The following is a 20,599-nucleotide window of genomic DNA, read 5'->3' as shown; positions in this document are numbered from 1 at the left end:
GTGCCTCGTTCACATGCGCGCACTGAGCGCTCGTTTCACGATGCCCTGGAGTTCCGCCTTCACTTGGCCGCTGGTGACGACCTCGTAGAGCAGCAAGGCGAATCCGACCGCCGCGATGATCCCCATGGCGTACTCGGAGGTCACCATTCCGGCGTCCTTGCGGCACCGTTCCCGCAGCAGCGCCCATGCCCTGCCGGCCTTCTCACGCATCTCGCGTTCCTTTCTCTGCAGCTTCGTTGTCGTTGTCGTGCACGTCGGTCCGCTCGGTCAGGGCCCACCTCCTCCCATCGCGCCGCCCGCGAGGCCGATGACCACGGGCAGGACGCCGACCGCGATGAAGGCGGGGAGGAAGCACAGCCCGACCGGCGCCGAGATCAGTACGGCCGCCCTGCGCGCCCGGACCGTGGCCGCCCGTATCGACTCCGCCCGCGCGTCCGACGCGAGCCGGGCCACGGGTTCGGCCGCCGGGAGCCCCGACCGGTCGGCCCGCTCCAGCAGCCGGGCGAGTGCTCCGGCGCCCGGAAGGGCGGTCAACCGGCCCCAGGCGTCCGCCGGTTCACCGCCGAGGCGGGCTTCCGCCGCACCCCGCGCCAACGCGTCACCGACCGGGCCCCCGAGCGCCTCCCCGACTGCCTGGGCGGCGACCACTGGCCCCGCCCCGGCCTCGATGCAGGCGGCCAGCAGCTCGGCGGCGAGGGGGAGTTGGCGGGCCGCCACAGCCGTGTCCAGCGCTGTCGCAGGCCGCGCCGCCGCCCGGCGCTCCTGCCACCGCCACAGCGCCACACCGGCCCCGAGCCCCACCAGCACCCCGAAGATCCCGCCGACCACCGCCCACGCCCCGCACGCGACTCCGGCCACCGGCAGCCACTTCCGGGCCGCGTCGGCGGCCGCGAGAGAACGAGCGGCCTCGGGCGGCTCCACGGCCAGCAGTCCCGCCACCCTCCGCCGCGCCAGACGCCGTTGCCGCACCAGCTCCAGCCGACGGCCCGCCCAGCCGAGGGCGACGGCCATCCCCACGGCCACCCCCAGGCTGTGGACGAACTCCCCGCTCATGCCGCCTCAGCTCCCCGCACGATCCGAGCCGCCCACCAGATGCCGGCGCCCTCGAACACCGCTCCCGCCACCAGACAGCCCAGCCCAGCGCCGGTGTGCAGCAGCACCCGGAGCGGATCGGCGCCCATGGCCGCGCCCAGCAGCAGCCCGAACAGGGGCAGCACCGCCAGCAGCAGAGCCGTGGCACGAGCACCGGACAACTGGGCGCGCAGGTCGGCGCGTTGGTCCCGCTCCGCCCGCAGGGCGCCGTCCAGCCGGTCAAGGCCGGCCGCCAGGCCCGCGCCCTGGTCCACCGCCACCCGCCAGCAGGCGGCCAGCCCCAGCAGCCCCTCGGCGCCCGGCTGGCGGGCCGCCACGGCGAGCGCGCCCGGCACATCGCCCCCGAACCGCGCCGCCGCGATCGCGGCCGCGTGCCCCTCACCCAGGCCCCCGGAGTCCCGCTCGGCCCGCAGCAGGGCCTCGCCGGGCTGCTGGCCGGCGCGGACCTCCCCGGCGAGCACCCCGCACAGGGCGATCACCGCGTCCGCGCGGCCTTCCCGCATCAGCCGGGCCCGCCGCGCCTTCCCCACCCGGCGCAGCACCGGCACCCCGGCGGCCCCTGCCACCACCGGAATGACCGAGGCCCCCAGCAGCGCCAGCACCAGCCCCGCCACGAGCGTCCACCACTCGGCACCCACCCGTTCGTACAGCCGCCGCAGTTCACCGAGACCCCGCTCCCAAGGCGTCGGCACGGGCTCCGCCACTCCACCGCCCGCGAACAGCAGCCTCGCCCGCCGCACCCCCTGATGCCGGGCGTTCACCACCCAGGCCACACCCCCGGCACAGGCCAGCCCCGCGCCCAGCACCGCCTCTCCGACACCGACGTCAGCCATGGCAGGCCCTCTCACTCCAGCCGGGCAGCCGCCGCAGCTCACCGAGACCCCGCTCCCAGGGCGTCGGCCCGGCGTCAATCACCCCGCCGCCCGCGAACAGCGGCCCGGCAGCCAGTACCGCCTCTCCCACCCCGGCATCAGCCATCGCCGACCCCCTCGCCCTCAGCCCCCTCGGACAACAGCCCCCGCAGCCGCTCCCACCCGCGCTCCGGCACGAAGCCCCGCTCGCCCCACCGCAGCGCCGGTACCGTCCGGACCAGCCCCGAGGTGTCTCGCTCCAGCACATGGACCTCCGCGATCCGGCGCCGCCCGGCCCGGTCCCTCATCAGGTGGATCACCACCGAGAGCGCGGCCGCCAACTGGCTGTGCAGCGCGGCCCGGTCGAGGCCGGCCGCCGTGCCCAGGGCCTCCAGACGGGCCGGGACGTCGGCGGCCGCGTTGGCGTGCACAGTGCCGCAGCCGCCCTCGTGACCGGTGTTGAGCGCGGCCAGCAGATGCACCACCTCGGGGCCACGCACCTCCCCGACGACCAGCCGGTCGGGCCGCATCCGCAGCGCCTGCCGGACCAGGTCCTCCAGCGTCACAAGACCGGCGCCCTCCTGGTTCGCGGGGCGGGTCTCCAGCCGGACCACATGCGGGTGGTCGGGCCGCAGCTCGGCCGAGTCCTCGGCCAGCACGATCCGTTCACCGGGGCCGACCAGCCCGAGCAACGCGCTCAGCAGCGTCGTCTTGCCGGTGCCGGTCCCGCCGCTGACGAGGAACGACAGCCGCGCCCCCATCAGCGCCCGCAGCAGCCCCTCTCCGCCCGGCGGCAGCGTGCCCGCGCGGGCCAGCTCGCCGAGCGTGAAGGCGCGGGGCCGGACCACGCGCAGGGACAGGCAGGTGCAGCCGACCGCCACCGGAGGCAGCACCGCGTGCAGCCGGGTCCCGTCGGGCAGGCGGGCGTCGGCCCAGGGCCGGGCGTCGTCCAGGCGGCGTCCGGCGACGGCGGCCAGCCGTTGCGCGAGCCGTCGGACCGCCGAGGCGTCGGGAAAGGTGACCGGGGTCAGCTCCAGGCCGCCGCCCCGGTCGACCCACACCCGGTCCGGCGCGGTGACCAGCACGTCGGTGACGCTCGGGTCGGCCAGCAGCGGCTCCAGCGGGCCGGAGCCGACGAGTTCGGAGCGCAGGTGCTCGGCCGCGCCCAGGACCTCGGCGTCGCCCAGCACCCGCCCCTGTTCGCGCAGCGCCTGCGCCACCCGTGCCGGCGTGGGTTCGGCGCCGCTCTCGGCGAGGCTGCGCCGGACCCCGTCGAGGAGGGCCGCGCCGTCGGCCCGGTCGAGTCCGGGAAGCGTCATCGCGGGCCTCCCGTCTCGGTCAGCGCCTGCTCCCAGAAGGCGGTGCAGAACCGGGACAGCGGGCCGCGTCCGGTCGCGCCGGGCGGTCTGGCGGTGCCCCGGGGCCGCAGCAACGCGGGATCGGCGGGGACGGTGCCGATCAGCGGCAGACCGAGCAGCCGGGCCACCTCGTCCTCGTCCAGCCCCGGCCCGTACGGCCCCCTGACCGCGACCCGCAGGTCCCGCACGACCATGCCCATGGCGGAGGCGACCCGGCCGGCCGCGGCCAGCGCGCGCAGCTCCGCCGGGACGACGAGCACCGCCATGTCGAGCTGGGCCAGGGCTTCCGCGACACCGTCGTCCAGGCGGCGCGGGAGGTCGACGACCACCGTGCCCCCGCGCCGCCGGGCGGCGGCGAGCACCGCGCGGACGGCCTGGGGCGGCACCGCCACGCAGTCGCCCCGGTCCCAGCTCAGCACGCGCAGCGCGTGCAGTTCGGGCAGGGATTCCTCCAGGGCGCCGCCGCCGACTCTGCCGCGTGAGGCGGCGAAGGCGGGCCAGCGGAGCCCTTCCGCGGTCTCGCCGCCGAGGAGCACGTCGAGTCCGCCGCCGAGCGGGTCGGCGTCCACGAGGAGGGTGCGCAGGCCCTGGTGGGCGGAGGTGACGGCGAGGGCGCAGGCCAGGGTGGAGGCCCCGGCGCCGCCCCGGCCGCCGATGACGCCGACGGTGAGGGCCGGACGGCCGACGCCCTCCGCCACGTCGGCGATGCGGTCGATGAGCCACTGCTCGCCGTCGGGCAGCATCAGTACATGGTCGGCGCCGATCCCGACCGCGCGTTTCCACACGTCCGGGTCGTCCTGGTCACGGCCGACCAGGACCACTCCGCGCCGCCGCGCGGCGCCGCGCACCCGGCGGGCGGCGTCGTCCCCGACCAGGACGAGCGGCGCGCCGTCCCATGCCCCGCCGTGGTCCGGGATGCCGTGGTGTACCTCCGGTGTCGCGCCGGCCGCCGCGCACAGGCGCAGCAGATCGTCGAGGAGCGCCGCGTCCTCGGTGACGATGAGCGGCCGTCCCGGTCGTCCGGCCGTGGCCGGAGGCGGATTGTGGGCGACGGTTCCGGTCATGGTGTTCCCCCTTCACTGCGACTTCCGCGCCGCTCTCTCGGCCGCGCGATTCCCAAGATGTGGAGAACCGGTAAAGGTCTCCATATGAACGGCCGACAGAAACCGGCCAGACGCACTCCGCATTGCGATCCAGCCATGAACGGGCCCGGATCAGGAGCGCTGGAATCACGATGGGGCTAACCGGGAAATCGTGTGGATCTTGGTCAAAAACTGTGGACGGCGGAGCGCCTGTGAATAACTTCGTCACTCATACCGGTGACGTCGGCACGCACTGTGTACGAGTTTCCGAGCGCACCCTAATGATTACCCTACGTAATCAATCGTGGGCATGACGAAAGGGCGGCCGCAGCCGCCCGATGCCGGTTCCGTACCGGCCGAAAGAGGGGTGAAAACGCGTCCGGACATGCGACGACCCCCGCCGGGGGGGAGAGCGGGGGTCGTCCCCACGGCCGACTCGGGGGGGGAGGAGTCGGGCCGGGGTTAGCACGGTCGCGAACGATCCGTGACTTCCATGGTGTACCCGAGAGGCCTCTCAGGCAAACCCACACGCCCCACCTTACGCCGAATGGTGGGCGCCTATGCTCAGGGACGTGGAAAACCACTCCTTGCCTCGCGCAGCGGCCTTCTTCGACCTGGACAAGACGGTCATTGCGAAGTCCAGCACGCTCACCTTCAGCAAGTCCTTCTACCAAGGCGGACTGATCAACCGCAGAGCGGCCTTGCGCACCGCATATGCCCAGTTCGTCTTCCTGGCCGGCGGTTTGGACCATGACCAGATGGAGCGCATGCGGGAGTACCTCTCCGCACTCTGCCGGGGCTGGAACGTGCGCCAGGTCAAGGAGATCGTGGCCGAGACCCTGCACGACCTGATCGACCCGATCATCTACGACGAGGCCGCCTCGCTGATCGAGGAGCATCACACGGCGGGCCGGGACGTCGTGATCGTGTCCACGTCCGGCGCGGAGGTCGTGGAGCCGATCGGCGAGCTGCTCGGCGCCGACCGGGTGGTGGCCACCCGGCTGGTGGTCGGCGAGGACGGCTGCTTCACCGGCGAGGTGGAGTACTACGCGTACGGCCCCACCAAGGCCGAGGCGATCCGCGAGCTGGCCGCCTCCGAGGGATACGACCTCGACCGCAGCTTCGCCTACAGCGACTCCGCCACCGACCTGCCGATGCTCCAGGCCGTCGGCCACCCGCACGCCGTCAACCCCGACCGCGCGCTGCGCCGGGAGGCGGTCTCCCGCGGCTGGCCGGTGCTGGAGTTCCGCAAGCCGGTGCGGCTCAAGCAGCGCCTGCCCTCGCTGCACGCACCCCGCCCGGCGGTCGTCGCGGCGGCGGCGCTGGGCGCGGCGGCCGCGACCGCGGGTCTCGTCTGGTACGCCAGCAAGCGCCGGGGCGCGACCGCCTGACCGGAACTCACCGCGCCCTTTTCGCCCTTTTTGAACTCAAAAGTAAAGAAGTTCGGCCAGGGGTTTCGCTCGTCACGAAGTTGCAGTACAAAGGTTTTATGGCCTGCGGGACCTGAGGACATCCGAGAGGATTCCCTACCACTACGCATATGGGCCCCACGGACCTCGTATGAACACCAGGCACCCACGCGACGTCGGACCGTCGATTACGGGCCTGCTACACCAGGGCCGGGCAAAGACCCCGACCTGATGAACAACATATCGAGGACGCTTGGTAACCCGGTGAACATGCCAGCGGCGGTACGAGGACCCCTCGTACCGCCGCAACCATGTCCCGGGGGTCAGGCCGCTCCGCGCTGGAGGGCCTCGCAGACCGCCGTCGACTCACGTGCGCCCAGCTCCACCGCGCGCCCGCAGTGGGCGATCCAGGCCGCCATGCCGCCAGGGGTGCCGGAGACGTAGCCGTCGAGCGCGGCGAGGTAGGAGGCGCGGCCCAGCTCGGCGTGGCCGACCTCGGCCGGGCACACCGACTTCGGGTCCAGGCCGCTGCCGATCAGGACGATGCGCTCGGCCGTGCGCGCCACCAGCCCGTTGTGGGAGGTGAAGGGGCGCAGCGCGAGGATCTCGCCGTGCACCACGGCGGCCGTCACCAGCGCGGGCGCGGAGGACCCGGCGATGATCAGCTCCGCGAGGCCGTCCAGGCGGCCGGACACCTCCTGGGCGTCCGGCAGCGGCAGCTCGATGAGGGGCTCGTCGGCGATTTCACCCGCTTGGCGCGGCCGGCCGACCTCGTCGGCGTCGCTCGCGGCGGCCACCATGTGCAGCCGGGCCAGCACCCGCAGCGGGGACTGCCGCCAGATGGACAGCAGTTGCCCGGCCTCGGCGGTGAGCCGGAGGGCCGCGCCCATGACGCGCGCCTCGTCGCCGGTGCTGAAGTCGGTGCGGCGCCGCACCTCCTCCAGGGCCCAGTCGGCGCCGGACAGCGCCGCCGAGCCGCGGGCGCCGCGGAGGGCGGCCTCGGAGGTGATGGCGTTGCTGCGACGGCGCATGATCCGGTGCCCGTACACCCGGTCCACGGCCTTGCGCACGGACTCCACGGAGTCGGCCACGCCGGGCAGCGAGCCCAGGGCCGCGAGCGGATCTGCGGTCGCTCCTGTCGTACTCATGAGGTCGACCCTACGCGCCCGCGCCGTCGACCGACCGGCACCCCTTCTTCGGCCCTCACACCCCTCGAAGGAGTGACGTTCACCTTCTTCCTGGCACATACAGCTACGAGCTGACTACCCTTCGTGAACATGAAAATTGCTTTCGTCGGGAAGGGCGGCAGCGGCAAGACCACGCTCTCCTCCCTCTTCATCCGCCATCTCGCCGCCGCCGGAGCGCCGGTGGTCGCGATCGACGCGGACATCAACCAGCACCTCGGCCCCGCTCTCGGCCTCGACGAGGACCAGGCGGCGGCGCTGCCCGCCATGGGCGACCGGCTGCCACTGATCAAGGACCATCTGCGCGGCTCCAACCCGCGCATCGCCTCGGCCGAGACGATGATCAAGACCACCCCGCCCGGCTCGGGCTCCCGGCTGGTCCGGATCAGTGAGCCAGACGCGATCTACGACGCCTGCGCCCGCCCGGTGGAACTCGACGGCGGTGCCGTCCGTTTGATGGTCACCGGCCCCTTCACCGAAGCCGACCTGGGTGTCGCCTGCTACCACTCCAAGACCGGAGCGGTGGAGCTGTTCCTGAACCACCTCGTAGACGGCCCCGGCGAGTACGTGGTGGTGGACATGACCGCCGGCTCGGACTCCTTCGCCTCCGGCATGTTCACCCGCTTCGACATGACGTTCCTCGTCGCCGAGCCGACCCGGAAGGGGGTCTCCGTCTACCGCCAGTACAAGGAGTACGCCCGCGACTTCGGCGTCACGCTGAAGGTCGTCGGCAACAAGGTCCAGGGTCCGGACGACGTCGACTTCCTGCGCGAGGAGGTGGGGGACGACCTGCTGGTGACGGTCGGGCACTCCGACTGGGTGCGCGCCATGGAGAAGGGCCGCCCGCCCCGCTTCACCCTGCTGGAGGACGGCAACGTCCGCGCGCTGGACACGCTCCGGGCCGCCGCCGACGCGACGTACGGGCTGCGGGACTGGGAGCGGTACACCCGGCAGATGGTCCACTTCCATCTGCGCAACGCCCAGTCGTGGGGCAACGAGCGCACCGGGGCCGACCTGGCGGCGCAGATCGACCCCGGCTTCGTGCTCGGTGAAAGCGTGGCGACCCCCGTCTGACTCTGCCGCTCGGCACTCCCGACGCCTACTGCTTGACGGCCGGCGCTCCGGGGACGCCCTTGGGCGCCGGGGCCGGGCGGCCGGAGAGCAGGGACGCCCAGCCCTGCTTGGGCGCCTCGCCCACCTCGAGGGTGCGCAGCTTGGCCAGGGTCTGCGGGTCCTGGGCGTCCAGCCAGTCGGTCAGCTCGCGGAACGAGACGCAGCGGACGTCGGGCTTGTTGCACACGTTCTTGACGACGTCCTCGATGGCGCGCATGTACGTGCCGCCGTTCCAGGACTCGAAGTGGTTGCCGATGATCAGGGGCGCGCGGTTGCCGTCGTAGGCACGGTCGAAGCCCCTGAGGAGGCCGTCGCGCATCTCGTCGCCCCACAGGGCGAACTTGTCGGGGTCGCCCTGGGTCCGGGTGCCGGACTGGTTGACCATGAAGTTGTAGTCCATGGTGAGCTGCTCGTAGGTGTGGCCGGGGAAGGGCACGAGCTGCATGGACAGGTCCCAGAGACCTTCCTTCTTCTTCGGCCAGACCTGGTCGTTGACGCCGCTGGAGTCGTAACGGAAGCCCATCTGGCTCGCCGCCTTGACGAAGTTCTTCTGCCCTTCCAGGCAGGGGGTGCGGGCGCCGATGAGTTCCTTGTCGTAGTCGAAGGGCAGCGGCGAGGACTTCTTCAGGCCCGAGTTGGTCTTCCAGGTCTTCACGAACTCCTTGGCCTGGCTGATCTCGCTCTTCCACTCGGCCACGGACCACTGGCCGACCCCGCCGTCGGGGCCGCAGAAGTGGCCGTTGAAGTGGGTGCCGATCTCGTTGCCCTCCAGCCACGCGAGGCGCGCCTGCTTGGCGGTGTCGGCGATGCCCTGCTCGTCGTTGAAGCCGATGTCGGAGCGGCCCGGCGAGTGCTGCGGCGGCTTGTAGAGGTCCCGCTTCTCCTCCGGCAGCATGTAGACGCCGCTGAGGAAGAACGTCATGTTGGCGTGATTGTCCTTGGCGACCTTACGGAAGTGCGAGAACAGTTTCTGACTGTCCTCACCCGCGCCGTCCCAGGAGAACACCACGAACTGCGGTGGTTTCTGACCAGGCTTCAGCTTTTCGGGCCGGGACAGGTGCGGCTGTGCGCCGGTGTACGCGGTGGACCCGTCGCCGATCAGCCGGACGACACTCTGGGGAGCCGGTGCGCCCTTCTGCGGGCCGGACGTGCCTTCCCCTGCCTGGCCGGAGCCGGCGGCGCAACCGGCGAGGGACGCGGCACCGGCAGCGGCGACCATGGCACAGACGGCGATCCTCTGGGTGGCGGCCATGTTCCGCCCACCTTCTTCCTTCTCTCGGGCGAACTCTCAGGCGAACGCCGATGAGGGCGTTTTCTGGCGATGTGCCGGATTCCTCCCGGCGGCGCCGCCAAGGTCGCATGGAGTCGAGAAGGAATTAGTACGACAAGCCGATGAGATGCACCTTTCACCCGGCAGAGTGCACATGTGTGCCATTTGCCTCGAAAAGATATGCCGAGCCTTTACTCTGGATTACGGTTCGTTTACCGAGCGTTGAATCATCCCGCCGCTGCACGCCGTGACCCACGGCCGCGACCGAACCCCCGCCCCTGGCGGGACCCCCCAGACCGCGACCGCGCTGCCCCGGAGGAGACGGGAACATGTCAGCCTGCGCACCACCCCGTACCGACCACTCCCCGCCCCCCACTACCCCACCGCCCCGGCGCCGCCGTTTCCGCGTCGAGAGCGCCGACGTCTCGGCGTCCGTCGCGGTGTTCCTCATCGCCCTGCCGCTCTCGCTGGGCATCGCCCTGGCCACCGGCGCCCCGCTCCAGGCGGGCCTGGTCGCCGCGGCGGTCGGCGGGATCGTCGCCGGCCGGATCGGCGGCTGCCCGTTGCAGGTCAGCGGGCCCGCCGCCGGTCTGACCGTGGTCACCGCCGACCTCATCCACCAGTACGGGTGGCGGGCGACCTGCGGCATCACCGTCCTCGCCGGACTCGCCCAGCTCGGCCTCGGCTGCCTGAAGGTGGCGCGCGGCGCGCTCGCCGTCAGCCCGGCGGTCGTGCACGGCATGCTCGCGGGCATCGGCATCACCATCGCCGTGGCCCAGGTGCACATCGTGCTCGGCGGCAGTCCGGACAGCTCCGTCCTCACCAACCTGCGTGCGCTTCCCGCCCAGTTGGCCCACCTCGACCCGGCCGCCGTGGTGATCAGCGCGCTCACCCTGACCCTGCTGCTGGCCTGGCCCCGCATCCCCGGCCGCGTGGGCAGCCTGCTGCGCAAGGTGCCGGCCGCGCTGGTCGCCGTCGTCGGGGCCACCGTGACGGCGGCACTGACCGGGCTCACCCTGCCCCGCGTCGACCTGCCGTCGTGGCGCAGCCACGCGCTGGCCGGACTCCCCCAGGGTCCGACGCTCGGCATCGTCGCCGCCGTGCTCACCACCACCCTGGTGTGCAGCGTGCAGTCACTGCTCGGCGCGGTGGCCGTGGACAAGCTGGCCGCCGGCCGCACCGGCCCCGCGCGCGTGGGGCGCTCCGACCTCGACCGCGAACTGCTCGGCCAGGGCGCGGCCAACATCGTCTCCGGCGCGCTGGGCGGACTGCCGGTCGCGGGGGTGGCGGTACGCAGCACGGCGAACGTCAACTCCGGGGCGGTGAGCCGGAACTCCACGATGCTGCACGGCGGTCTCGTGGTGATCGCCACCCTGCTGCTGGTCCCCCTCCTGGAGCGGATTCCGCTCGCCTCGCTCGCCGCCCTGGTGATGGCCGTCGGCATCCAGATGGTGTCCCTGAACCACATCCGTACGGTGACCCGCCACCGCGAGGTGCCGGTGTACGCCGCGACCACCCTCGGCGTGGTCTGCCTCGGCGTCCTGCAGGGCGTGCTCCTCGGGATCGCCGTGGCCGTCGCCCTGGCCCTGCACCGCCTCACCCACACCCGCATCACGCACGAGGAGAAGGAAGGGGTCCATCACGTCCGGGTGCGCGGCCAGTTGACGTTCCTGGCCGTGCCCCGGCTCAGCCGAGCCCTGCACCGCATCCCGCACGGCACCCGTGCCGTCGTCGAGCTGGACGGCTCCTTCATGGACCACGCGGCGTACGAGTCGCTCCAGGACTGGCGGAGTTCCCACACCGCGCGGGGCGGCTCCGCCGAGCTGAAGGACCACCGCACCGGGGTGCGGAGCGCGGGCACCCCGTCCTCCACCGTCTGCCGGTGCCGCCCCTGGACACCATGGCGCAACCACCGGTGCGACATGCCTGCGGCGGCCGTGCGCCAGGACGCGGCGGACACCATGGGCGCCCCCCGCCCCGACACCCACGAACTCGCCCGCGGCATCAGCTCGTTCCAGCGGAACACCGCCCCACTGGTCCGGGAGGAGCTGGCCCGGCTGGCCAGGGAGGGACAGCGGCCCTCCCAGCTCTTCCTCACCTGCGCCGACTCCCGGCTCGTCACCTCGATGATCACCGCCAGCGGCCCCGGCGACCTGTTCGTGGTGCGCAATGTCGGGAACCTGGTGCCGCCGCCCGGCCAGGAGCACTCCGACGACTCGGTGGCCGCCGCCATCGAGTACGCGGTGGATGTGCTCGGGGTCAGGTCGATCACCGTGTGCGGACACTCCGGGTGCGGGGCGATGCAGGCCCTGCTCGCCGCCGAGCCCGGCGCCGCCCCGACCCCGCTGCGCCGCTGGCTGAGGTACGGAGAGCCGAGCCTGGCCCGGCTGGCCGACGGGCCCCGGGAGCGGCCCCGGCTCGCCCCGCGCCCGGTGGCCGACGCGGTGGAGGAGCTGTCGCTGGCCAATGTGGTGCAGCAGTTGGCGCATCTGCGGGAGCACGAGTCCGTCGCGCGGGCCCTGGCGGCCGGTGCGCTGGAGCTGCACGGCATGTACTTCCACGTCGGAGAGGCGCGGGCGTACCTGCTCGGCGAGGAAGGAGCCGAGGGAGGCGAGACGGAAGCCGCGGTGTTCCACGAGGTCAGAGAGGACCCCAGGGAGGACGTGCGAGAGGCGCCGGAGGTGGGCAGCTTGGTCTGAGCGGCCACTCGCACGGGGACCGCAGATAGGTCTAAACCAATTCTGCGGTCCACCCTTGTCATCAGCCCCGACGTCTGATGAGGTGTGGCCTGGGACACAACGGACACCCTGGGAAAGGGAGATGTCGTGAGCAACGAGAGCCTGGCCAACCTTCTGAAGGAGGAGCGACGCTTCGCGCCGCCGGCCGACCTGGCCGCGAACGCCAACGTCACGGCCGAGGCGTACGAACAGGCCGCGGCGGACCGGCTCGGCTTCTGGGCCGAGCAGGCCCGCAGGCTGAGCTGGGCCAAGGAGCCGACGAAGACGCTGGACTGGTCGAACCCGCCGTTCGCCAAGTGGTTCGAGGACGGCCAGCTGAACGTCGCCTACAACTGCGTGGACCGGCACGTGGAGGCCGGGAACGGCGACCGGGTCGCCATCCACTTCGAGGGCGAGCCGGGCGACAGCCGCTCCATCACCTACGCCGAGCTGAAGGACGAGGTCTCCAGGGCGGCCAACGCGCTGCTGGAGCTGGGTGTCCGCAAGGGCGACCGGGTCGCCATCTACATGCCGATGATCCCCGAGACCGCCATCGCCATGCTGGCCTCGGCCCGCATCGGCGCCGCGCACTCGGTGGTCTTCGGCGGCTTCTCGGCCGACGCGCTGGCCACCCGTATCAAGGACGCGGACGCCAAGGTCGTCATCACCGCCGACGGCGGTTACCGCCGGGGCCAGCCGTCCGCGCTCAAGCCCGCCGTGGACGACGCGGTCGCCAAGGCGGCCGGCACCGTCGAGCACGTGCTGGTGGTGCGCCGTACCGGGCAGGACGTGGCGTTCGACGCCGAGCGGGACGTGTGGTGGGACGAGCTGGTCGGGCGCCAGTCGGCCGAGCACACCCCGGAGGCGTTCGACGCGGAGCACCCGCTGTTCATCCTCTACACCTCCGGCACCACGGGTAAGCCCAAGGGCATCCTGCACACCTCGGGCGGCTACCTCACGCAGACCGCCTACACCCACTGGGCGGTGTTCGACCTCAAGCCGGAGACGGACGTCTACTGGTGCACGGCCGACGTCGGCTGGGTCACCGGCCACTCGTACATCGTGTACGGCCCGCTGGCCAACGGCGCGACCCAGGTGATGTACGAGGGCACCCCGGACACCCCGCACCAGGGCCGCTTCTGGGAGATCGTCGAGAAGTACCGGGTCTCGATCCTGTACACCGCGCCCACCGCGATCCGGACGTTCATGAAGTGGGGCGACGACATCCCCGCGCAGTTCGACCTGACCTCGCTCAGGGTGCTCGGTTCGGTGGGCGAGCCCATCAACCCCGAGGCGTGGGTCTGGTACCGCAAGAACATCGGCGCCGACCGCACCCCGGTCGTGGACACCTGGTGGCAGACCGAGACCGGCGCGATGATGATCTCGCCGCTGCCGGGCGTCACCGAGACCAAGCCCGGTTCCGCGCAGCGCCCGCTGCCCGGCATCAGCGCCACCGTCGTCGACGACGAGGCGAACGAGGTGCCGGACGGGGGCGGCGGCTACCTGGTCCTCACCGAGCCGTGGCCGTCGATGCTCCGCACCATCTGGGGCGACGACCAGCGCTTCCTGGACACCTACTGGTCGCGCTTCGAGGGCAAGTACTTCGCCGGCGACGGCGCCAAGAAGGACGACGACGGGGACATCTGGCTCCTCGGCCGCGTGGACGACGTGATGCTGGTGTCGGGCCACAACATCTCTACCACCGAGGTGGAGTCGGCGCTGGTGTCGCACCCGGCGGTCGCCGAGGCGGCCGTCGTGGGCGCCGCCGACGACACGACCGGGCAGGCCATCGTGGCGTTCGTCATCCTGCGCGGTTCGGCCGCCGAGGACGAGAAGCTGGTCGCCGAGCTGCGCGACCACGTCGGCGCCACCCTCGGCCCGATCGCCAAGCCCAAGCGCGTCCTGCCGGTGGCGGAGCTGCCCAAGACCCGCTCCGGCAAGATCATGCGCCGGCTGCTGCGGGACGTGGCGGAGAACCGCCAGCTCGGAGACGTCACCACCCTGACCGATTCCACGGTCATGACGCTCATCCAGTCCAAGCTGCCGTCCTCCTCCAGCGAGGACTGAGCCGAGGCGGACAGAGGGCGCCCCGGTGACCGCGCCGGGGCGCCCGATCTGCCGGACCCTCCGATCTTGGGTAACGTGAACAAAGTACGGCAGTAGTCCGTGCCTCGAGGTGCGCCGGGAAGTCTGGTCGGCAAGCGTTCTGTCATGCCCACCAGCCGGAGGTTCCCGCCGTGGCCACGCCCCGCACCCCCAACGCCGCCCGCAAGGCCCTCGCCCGCCTGTCGCTGCCGGAGCGGACCGCCGTGGCGGACGCGCTGCGCACCGAGACGGTGGGCGGTGTCCTCCTGCTCGTCGCCGCCGTCGCCGCGCTGATCTGGGCCAACGTCCCCGCCCTGAGCCACGCCTACGCGACCGTCAGCCACTTCCACCTCGGCCCGGCCGCCCTCGGCCTTAACCTCTCCGTCGCCCACTGGGCGGCCGACGGCCTGCTGGCGGTGTTCTTCTTCGTGGCCGGCGTCGAGCTGAAGCGGGAACTGGTCGCCGGCGACCTGCGCGACCCCAAGGCGGCCGTACTGCCCGTGGTGGCCGCGCTGTGCGGGATGGTCGTACCCGCGCTGGTGTACACGCTCACCAACCTCACCGGCGGCGGCTCCCTGGCCGGCTGGGCGGTGCCGACCGCCACCGACATCGCCTTCGCGCTCGCCGTCCTCGCGGTCATCGGCACCTCGCTGCCCAGCGCGCTGCGCGCCTTCCTGCTGACCCTCGCGGTGGTCGACGACCTCTTCGCCATCCTGATCATCGCCGTCTTCTTCACCGGCCGGATCGACTTCGCCGCGCTCGGCGGGGCCGTGGCCGCCCTCGCGCTGTTCTGGCTGCTGCTGCGCAAGGGCGTGCGCGGCTGGTACGTCTATCTGCCGCTTGCCCTGGTGATCTGGGCCCTGATGTACAACAGCGGCGTCCACGCGACCATCGCCGGTGTGGCGATGGGCCTGATGCTCCGCTGCGTCACCCGTGAGGGTGAGGAGCGGTCGCCGGGTGAACGGCTGGAGCATCTGGTGCGCCCCCTGTCGGCCGGACTCGCCGTGCCGCTGTTCGCCCTGTTCAGCGCGGGCGTGCCGGTGTCCGGCGGGGCGCTGGCCCAGGTGTTCACGCGGCCGGAGACGCTCGGCGTGGTGCTCGGCCTGGTGGTGGGCAAGACGGTCGGTGTCTTCGGCGGGACCTGGCTGACCGTGCGCTTCACCCGCGCCTCGCTGAGCGAGGGGCTGGCCTGGGCCGATGTCTTCGCGGTCGCCACGCTCGCCGGGATCGGCTTCACCGTCTCCCTGCTCATCGGTGAGCTGGCCTTCAGCGGTGACCTCGCGCTGACGGAGGAGGTGAAGGCGTCCGTCCTCGTCGGATCGCTGATCGCGGCCATCTGTGCCACGGTGCTGCTGAAGGTGCGCAACGCCAGGTACCGGCGGCTGTGCGAGGACGAGGAGCGCGACGAGGACCAGGACGGCATCCCCGACGTCTATGAGCAGGACGACCCGGCGTACCACCTTCGCATGGCCGAGATCCACGAGGGGAAGGCCGCTGAGCACCGGCGTATCGCGGCCGGGCTGGCCGCCGCCGCGCGCCGCGCGCGTGCCGAAGTGCCGGGCGGGGCAGGCGAGGAGAACGGTCGTCCGGCATGATCTGACGAGACGGTACAAAACAAGACGGCACCACAAGCAGAGGGAGAGAACGCGATGAGCGCACCCGACGGCAGGCCGGTCGGCGCCGAACACAGCATCGGCCAGCTGGTCGCCTCGGCGACGACCGAGATGTCGGCGCTGGTGCACGACGAGATCGCGCTGGCCAAGGCGCAGCTCAAGCGGGACGTGAAGCGCGGCGCGGCGAGCGGCGGGGCCTTCTCCGGCGCGGGCGCGGTGCTGGTGTTCTCGCTGCCGATGCTCAACTTCGCGCTGGCGTACGGCATCCGGACCTGGAGCCACTGGAACCTCGCGGTGTGCTTCCTGCTGTCCTTCGCCGCCAATGTGCTGGTGGCCGGACTGCTCGCCCTGATCGGCGTGGTGTTCGCCAAGAAGGCCAAGAAGAGCAAGGGCCCGCAGAAGGTCGCCGCGTCCGTGAAGCAGTCGGCGGGCGTCCTCCAGAACGCCAAGCCGCACCCGCGTGAGCTGCCTGCGGCGGACCGCGCGCACAAGGCTGTGGCACGCTCGTCCTCATGACGGAACCCGCCGCCGCACCGGCCGTACGCCTCGACCTGCCCTCCGGGGAGCGGGTGACGCACCGGGACGTCGCCGCCAACGGCGCGCGTTTCCACATCGCGGAGCTGGGCGACGGTCCCCTGGTCCTGCTGCTGCACGGCTTCCCGCAGTTCTGGTGGACCTGGCGGTACCAGTTGTCCGCGCTGGCGGCCGCGGGCTACCGGGCCGTAGCCATGGACCTGCGGGGCGTCGGCGGCAGCGACCGCACCCCACGCGGGTACGACCCGGCCAACCTCGCGCTGGACGTCACCGGGGTGATCCGTTCGCTCGGCGAGCCGGACGCCGCGCTGGTCGGCCACGACCTGGGCGGCTACCTGGCATGGACGGCGGCGGCGATGCGGCCCAAACTGGTGCGCCGGCTCGCGGTGGTGTCGATGCCGCACCCGAGGCGCTGGCGCGCGGCGATGCTGCGGGACGCCCGGCAGACGGCGGCCAGCTCCTACATCTGGGGCTTCCAGCGGCCGTGGATCCCCGAGCGGCAGCTCACCGCCGACGGCGGCGCGCTGGTGGGCGAGCTGATCCGGGACTGGTCCGGGCCGCGCCTGCCGGAGGACGCGGACGTGGCGGCGTACCAGCGGGCGATGTGCATCCCGTCGACGGCGCACTGCTCGATCGAGCCGTACCGCTGGCTGGTGCGGTCGCTGGCCCGGCCGGACGGCATCCAGTTCAACCGGCGGATGAAGCGGCCGGTCCGGGTGCCCACGCTGCATCTGCACGGCTCGCTGGACCCGGTCACCCGTACGCGCAGCGCGGCCGGTTCGGGCGAGTACGTGGAGGCGCCGTACCGCTGGCGGCTGTTCGACGGGCTGGGGCACTTCCCGCACGAGGAGGACCCGGTGGCGTTCTCCACCGAGCTGATCAACTGGTTGAAGGACCCCGAACCCGACCGATGACCGTTCGGATGCGTTGAGTGTCCGCTTTCCCGACCGTTTCCGACCGTTTGCTCACCGAACTGCCACATGCCTGACGCATAGGCCGATCGGGGGGCCCGGAGGCGGTTACTGACCTTGGGGCGGGGGCAAACGTCGGGGTATGGGCTGGACGCACGACTACGGTGACGCACCCCGCGAACGACACTCGGCCTCCGGGCCGGATTCGCCGCCACCAGTAACGCCGCAACTCGCGGAAGGGGACCCGAGGGTGGGGATTCCGCGCATCCTGCGCCGCCGGGCCCGCTGGGTCTCCGTACGCCTGCGTCACACCGCGCGCACCTGAACCCACGTCACCTCATGGGACGCGGTCGCCTCACGCAGCGCGGGCGCCTCACAGGGCGCAGTTGTCGGTACCCACCTGACTGTTCGCCGTACGCCCCCGCGTGATGTCCGGGCGGATCTCGTCGGCGGTGAGGGCGTAGCCGGTCTCGGCGTCGTCCCGCGACTTGGCGAACACCACGCCGTACACGGTGCCCTGAGGGGTCAACAGGGGGCCGCCGGAGTTGCCCTCGCGGACGGTGGTGAAAAGTGAGTACACGTCACGGCCGACCGTGCCCCGGCGGTAGATGTCCGAGCCGTTCGCCATGATGCGCCCGCGCACCCGCGCCGCGCGCACGTCGTACGCGCCGTTCTCCGGGAAGCCGGCCACGATGGCGCCGTCCCCGCTGCCGGCGTCCTTCGAGGCGAACCGCAGCACGGGCGCCTTCAGGTCGGGCACGTCCAGGACGGCGATGTCGCGCCGCCAGTCGTAGAGGACGACCGTGGCGTCGTACGTGCGGCCCTCGCCGCCTATCTGGACGGTGGGTTCGTCGACGCCGCCGACGACATGGGCGTTGGTCATCACGCGCCGGTCGCCGAAGACGAAACCGGTTCCTTCCAGTACCTTGCCGCAACTGCGGGCGGTGCCGGTGACCTTGACGATGGAGCGCTGGGCCCTGACCGCCACGGCGCTGCTCGCCAGGGCCGGGTCCGGCGGCCGGACCTCGCGGATCTGCTCGTCGGAGAAGGGGCTGAAGACCTGCGGGAAGCCGTTCTGCGCGAGGATCGAGCCGAAGTCCTTGAACCAGGTGCCCGACTGCACCGGCAGCACCTGGTCCATCCCGACGAGCACCTTGGAGCCGCGGACCTCCCGGCCGAGCGTCGGCAGCGTGGTCTGGGCGAGCGCGGAGCCGATGAGCCAGGCGACCAGCAGCATGGCGCCCACGTTGACCAGGGCGCCGCCGGTGGCGTCCAGCGCGCGGGCCGGGGACCAGGTGATGTGGCGGCGCAGCTTGTTGCCCAGGTGGGTGGTGAGGGCCTGTCCGACGGAGGCGATCACGATGACGACGATGACCGCGACGACGGCGGCCACGGTGCCGACCTCGGCGTTGTCGGTCACCGCGTCCCAGACGGGAGGCAGCGCGCAGACGGCGAGCAGGCCGCCGCCGAGGAAGCCGATCACCGACAGGATGCCGACGACGAAGCCCTGGCGGTAACCCACGACCGCGAACCAGACGGCGGCCAGCAGCAACAGGATGTCCAGCACGTTCAACGCTTCAGGCCCCGCCCATCGACTTTCCCCGCGGTAACGAACACGCACGACACCCTGTCATGACCAGCGGTCGAGCGGGACCTGCCGGGTCCGGTCCCAGGGGCGCTCCCAGCCCGCGTAGTGCAGCAGCCGGTCGATGACCCCGGCCGTGAACCCCCATACGAGCGCCGATTCGACCAGGAATGCCGGGCCCCGGAACCCGCTGGGGTGCACGGTGGTCGCGCGGTTGGCGGGGTCCGTGAGATCCGCCACGGGGACGGTGAAGACGCGCGCCGTCTCGTTGGGGTCGACCACCCCGACCGGGCTCGGCTCGCGCCACCAGCCGAGCACCGGAGTGACGACGAACTCGCTGACCGGGATGTAGAGGGCGGGCAGCACCCCGAAGAGCTGGACGCCGGCCGGGTCGAGCCCGGTCTCCTCCTCCGCCTCGCGCAGGGCCGCCCGCAGCGGGCCGTCGGTCTTCGGGTCGCCGTCCACGGCGTCGAGGGCGCCGCCGGGGAAGGAGGGCTGGCCCGCGTGGGAGCGCAGCGAGCCGGAGCGCTCCATCAGCAGCAGCTCGGGGCCGCGCCGGCCCTCGCCGAACAGGATCAGCACCGCCGACTGGCGGCCGCCGCCGTCCTCGGGCGGCAGGAAGCGGCTGAGCTGGAGCGGCTGGACCGTCTCGGCGGCCCGCGCCACCGGCTCCAGCCACCCCGGCAGCCCCTCCCTGCGCAGCGCCACCGGGCTCTCGTGCGTGTCACGCGTGTACGTCATGCCACCCCCTGCTGCCGTGTCCAACGCCCGACTGCCCCGTGATCGTTCCCCTCATCCGGCCCCCAGCGGCGGGGCCGGGATGCCGCCCGCGTCCAGGTAGGACTGGGGCGGGTTGAGCCGCTGGCCGGGGAAGCCGCCCTTCTCGTACTTGAGGAGCTTGCGCGCCTTCTCCGGGTCGGTCTCGCCCTCGCCGTAGGACGGGCAGAGCGGGGCGATCGGGCAGGCGCCGCAGGCGGGCTTGCGGGCGTGGCAGATGCGGCGGCCGTGCCAGATGACGTGGTGGGAGAGGTCGGTCCAGTCCTTCTTGGGGAACAGCTCGCCGACCGCGGCCTCGATCTTCTCGGGCTCGGTCTCCTCGGTCCACTTCCAGCGCCGCACCAGCCGCTGGAAGTGGGTGTCCACGGTGATGCCGGGGCGGCCGAAGGCGTTGCCGAGGACCACGAAGGCGGTCTTGCGGCCGACGCCGGGCAGCTTGACCAGGTCCTCCAGCTTGCCGGGGACCTCACCGCCGAAGTCCTCCACGAGCGCCTTGGACAGCCCTATGACCGAGCGCGTCTTGGCCCTGAAGAAGCCGCAGGGCCGCAGGATCTCCTCCACCTCGGCGGGGTCGGCCGCCGCGAGGTCCTCCGGGGTGGGGTACTTGGCGAACAGCGCCGGGGTCGTCTGGTTGACGCGCAGGTCGGTGGTCTGGGCCGACAGGACCGTGGCGACCAGGAGCTGGAAGGGGTTCTCGAAGTCCAGCTCGGGGTGGGCGTACGGATAGACCTCGGCGAGCTCACGGTTGATCCGGCGGGCGCGGCGGACCAGGGCGGTGTGCGATTCACCGGTCGTCCCACCAGCCGTCTTCGCGGGGCCCTTTTTTATGGATTTCACCTTTTCGCCACTTCCATCGGAATCCTGTTCGCCCACGGCGGAATCACGTCGTGCAACCACCCGCGCAGCCCCCTCGGCCTGTGCTCTCACCGGCGATTTGGACACCCGGCCAGCCTAGAGCCCGGCACCGACATCCGCGCCGGACCCGGAAGATCGGCCCCCGATTGGACCCCTGCCGCTT

The 20,599-nt window shown here is 72.2% G+C and carries 18 protein-coding genes; 8 read left to right on the top strand and 10 right to left on the bottom strand.

Going from position 1 to position 20,599, the window contains the following annotated elements:
• Positions 1-9: 9 nt before the first annotated feature.
• The 5 genes from E5082_RS14185 to ssd form a co-directional block, all read right to left on the bottom strand.
• A complete protein-coding gene (locus tag E5082_RS14185; protein WP_086690392.1) occupies positions 10-210 on the bottom strand; it encodes a DUF4244 domain-containing protein in 201 nt (66 codons plus the stop codon).
• 57 nt (positions 211-267) lie between these two features.
• Positions 268-1,053, bottom strand: coding sequence for a type II secretion system F family protein (locus E5082_RS14180; protein ID WP_135791584.1), 786 nt, complete (start codon positions 1,051-1,053; stop codon positions 268-270).
• The gene (locus tag E5082_RS14175) at positions 1,050-1,925 is read right to left on the bottom strand and encodes a type II secretion system F family protein (RefSeq protein ID WP_135791583.1); all 876 of its coding nucleotides are present in this window, start codon (positions 1,923-1,925) and stop codon (positions 1,050-1,052) included. Before E5082_RS14175 ends, E5082_RS14180 begins: the two co-directional genes overlap by 4 nt.
• Before the next feature lie 137 nt (positions 1,926-2,062).
• A complete protein-coding gene (locus E5082_RS14170) occupies positions 2,063-3,262 on the bottom strand; it encodes a TadA family conjugal transfer-associated ATPase (protein ID WP_135791582.1) in 1,200 nt (399 codons plus the stop codon).
• Positions 3,259-4,365: a septum site-determining protein Ssd gene (gene ssd, locus E5082_RS14165; protein ID WP_135791581.1), complete on the bottom strand. Its 1,107-nt coding sequence runs from the start codon at positions 4,363-4,365 to the stop codon at positions 3,259-3,261. Before ssd ends, E5082_RS14170 begins: the two co-directional genes overlap by 4 nt.
• A 578-nt stretch (positions 4,366-4,943) precedes the next feature.
• Here ssd and E5082_RS14160 point away from each other — a divergent pair.
• The gene (locus E5082_RS14160) at positions 4,944-5,774 is read left to right on the top strand and encodes an HAD family hydrolase (protein WP_135791580.1); all 831 of its coding nucleotides are present in this window, start codon (positions 4,944-4,946) and stop codon (positions 5,772-5,774) included.
• Positions 5,775-6,115: 341 nt separating this feature from the next.
• Here E5082_RS14160 and E5082_RS14155 read toward each other — a convergent pair whose 3' ends face one another.
• On the bottom strand, positions 6,116-6,940 hold the full coding sequence (locus tag E5082_RS14155; RefSeq protein ID WP_135791579.1) for a Fic family protein: 825 nt from the start codon (positions 6,938-6,940) through the stop codon (positions 6,116-6,118).
• A gap of 129 nt (positions 6,941-7,069) precedes the next feature.
• Here E5082_RS14155 and E5082_RS14150 point away from each other — a divergent pair, with 129 nt between their 5' ends.
• On the top strand, positions 7,070-8,050 hold the full coding sequence (locus tag E5082_RS14150; protein WP_190045274.1) for an ATP-binding protein: 981 nt from the start codon (positions 7,070-7,072) through the stop codon (positions 8,048-8,050).
• Positions 8,051-8,075: 25 nt separating this feature from the next.
• On the opposite strand, the gene E5082_RS14145 is transcribed toward E5082_RS14150, so the two are convergent.
• Positions 8,076-9,341, bottom strand: coding sequence for a polysaccharide deacetylase family protein (locus tag E5082_RS14145; RefSeq protein WP_135791577.1), 1,266 nt, complete (start codon positions 9,339-9,341; stop codon positions 8,076-8,078).
• Between the two features lie 347 nt (positions 9,342-9,688).
• On the opposite strand from E5082_RS14145, the gene E5082_RS14140 reads away from it, so the two are divergent.
• The 6 genes from E5082_RS14140 (at position 9,689) to E5082_RS32945 (ending at position 17,544) form a co-directional block, all read left to right on the top strand.
• The gene (locus E5082_RS14140; protein ID WP_135791576.1) at positions 9,689-12,058 is read left to right on the top strand and encodes a bifunctional SulP family inorganic anion transporter/carbonic anhydrase; all 2,370 of its coding nucleotides are present in this window, start codon (positions 9,689-9,691) and stop codon (positions 12,056-12,058) included.
• Between the two features lie 126 nt (positions 12,059-12,184).
• Entirely contained in the window at positions 12,185-14,143 is a 1,959-nt protein-coding gene (acs, locus tag E5082_RS14135; RefSeq protein WP_135791575.1) for an acetate--CoA ligase, read from the top strand.
• Between the two features lie 170 nt (positions 14,144-14,313).
• On the top strand, positions 14,314-15,756 hold the full coding sequence (gene nhaA / locus E5082_RS14130) for a Na+/H+ antiporter NhaA (protein ID WP_135791574.1): 1,443 nt from the start codon (positions 14,314-14,316) through the stop codon (positions 15,754-15,756).
• A gap of 54 nt (positions 15,757-15,810) precedes the next feature.
• Entirely contained in the window at positions 15,811-16,290 is a 480-nt protein-coding gene (locus tag E5082_RS14125) for a phage holin family protein (RefSeq protein WP_135791573.1), read from the top strand.
• Entirely contained in the window at positions 16,287-17,222 is a 936-nt protein-coding gene (locus tag E5082_RS14120) for an alpha/beta fold hydrolase (protein WP_086694333.1), read from the top strand. Before E5082_RS14125 ends, E5082_RS14120 begins: the two co-directional genes overlap by 4 nt.
• Before the next feature lie 139 nt (positions 17,223-17,361).
• On the top strand, positions 17,362-17,544 hold the full coding sequence (locus E5082_RS32945) for a hypothetical protein (protein ID WP_135791572.1): 183 nt from the start codon (positions 17,362-17,364) through the stop codon (positions 17,542-17,544).
• A gap of 48 nt (positions 17,545-17,592) precedes the next feature.
• On the opposite strand, the gene E5082_RS14110 is transcribed toward E5082_RS32945, so the two are convergent.
• The 3 genes from E5082_RS14110 to nth are packed head-to-tail and all read right to left on the bottom strand — an operon-like array spanning position 17,593 to position 20,418.
• Positions 17,593-18,792, bottom strand: coding sequence for a MarP family serine protease (locus E5082_RS14110; RefSeq protein WP_135791571.1), 1,200 nt, complete (start codon positions 18,790-18,792; stop codon positions 17,593-17,595).
• A gap of 57 nt (positions 18,793-18,849) precedes the next feature.
• Positions 18,850-19,545, bottom strand: a complete 696-nt coding sequence (locus tag E5082_RS14105) for an NUDIX hydrolase (protein ID WP_135791570.1) — start codon at positions 19,543-19,545, stop codon at positions 18,850-18,852.
• A gap of 51 nt (positions 19,546-19,596) precedes the next feature.
• Positions 19,597-20,418 carry an endonuclease III gene (gene nth, locus E5082_RS14100; protein ID WP_229918831.1) on the bottom strand — a complete coding sequence of 274 codons (822 nt, stop codon included), beginning with the start codon at positions 20,416-20,418 and terminating at the stop codon, positions 19,597-19,599.
• Positions 20,419-20,599: the final 181 nt, after the last annotated feature.

The organism is Streptomyces griseoluteus, assembly GCF_004784465.1.
GTDB lineage: Bacteria > Actinomycetota > Actinomycetes > Streptomycetales > Streptomycetaceae > Streptomyces > Streptomyces griseoluteus.
This window is presented reverse-complemented; position numbering and strand designations above follow the sequence as displayed.

Coding starts and splice junctions, on each gene's coding strand:
- E5082_RS14185 (WP_086690392.1), bottom strand. CDS start 210: ATGCGTGAGAAGGCCGGCAGGGCATGGGCGCTGCTGCGGGAACGGTGC.
- E5082_RS14180 (WP_135791584.1), bottom strand. CDS start 1,053: ATGAGCGGGGAGTTCGTCCACAGCCTGGGGGTGGCCGTGGGGATGGCC.
- E5082_RS14175 (WP_135791583.1), bottom strand. CDS start 1,925: ATGGCTGACGTCGGTGTCGGAGAGGCGGTGCTGGGCGCGGGGCTGGCC.
- E5082_RS14170 (WP_135791582.1), bottom strand. CDS start 3,262: ATGACGCTTCCCGGACTCGACCGGGCCGACGGCGCGGCCCTCCTCGAC.
- ssd (WP_135791581.1), bottom strand. CDS start 4,365: ATGACCGGAACCGTCGCCCACAATCCGCCTCCGGCCACGGCCGGACGA.
- E5082_RS14160 (WP_135791580.1), top strand. CDS start 4,944: ATGCTCAGGGACGTGGAAAACCACTCCTTGCCTCGCGCAGCGGCCTTC.
- E5082_RS14155 (WP_135791579.1), bottom strand. CDS start 6,940: ATGAGTACGACAGGAGCGACCGCAGATCCGCTCGCGGCCCTGGGCTCG.
- E5082_RS14150 (WP_190045274.1), top strand. CDS start 7,070: ATGAAAATTGCTTTCGTCGGGAAGGGCGGCAGCGGCAAGACCACGCTC.
- E5082_RS14145 (WP_135791577.1), bottom strand. CDS start 9,341: ATGGCCGCCACCCAGAGGATCGCCGTCTGTGCCATGGTCGCCGCTGCC.
- E5082_RS14140 (WP_135791576.1), top strand. CDS start 9,689: ATGTCAGCCTGCGCACCACCCCGTACCGACCACTCCCCGCCCCCCACT.
- E5082_RS14125 (WP_135791573.1), top strand. CDS start 15,811: ATGAGCGCACCCGACGGCAGGCCGGTCGGCGCCGAACACAGCATCGGC.
- E5082_RS14120 (WP_086694333.1), top strand. CDS start 16,287: ATGACGGAACCCGCCGCCGCACCGGCCGTACGCCTCGACCTGCCCTCC.
- E5082_RS32945 (WP_135791572.1), top strand. CDS start 17,362: ATGGGCTGGACGCACGACTACGGTGACGCACCCCGCGAACGACACTCG.
- E5082_RS14105 (WP_135791570.1), bottom strand. CDS start 19,545: ATGACGTACACGCGTGACACGCACGAGAGCCCGGTGGCGCTGCGCAGG.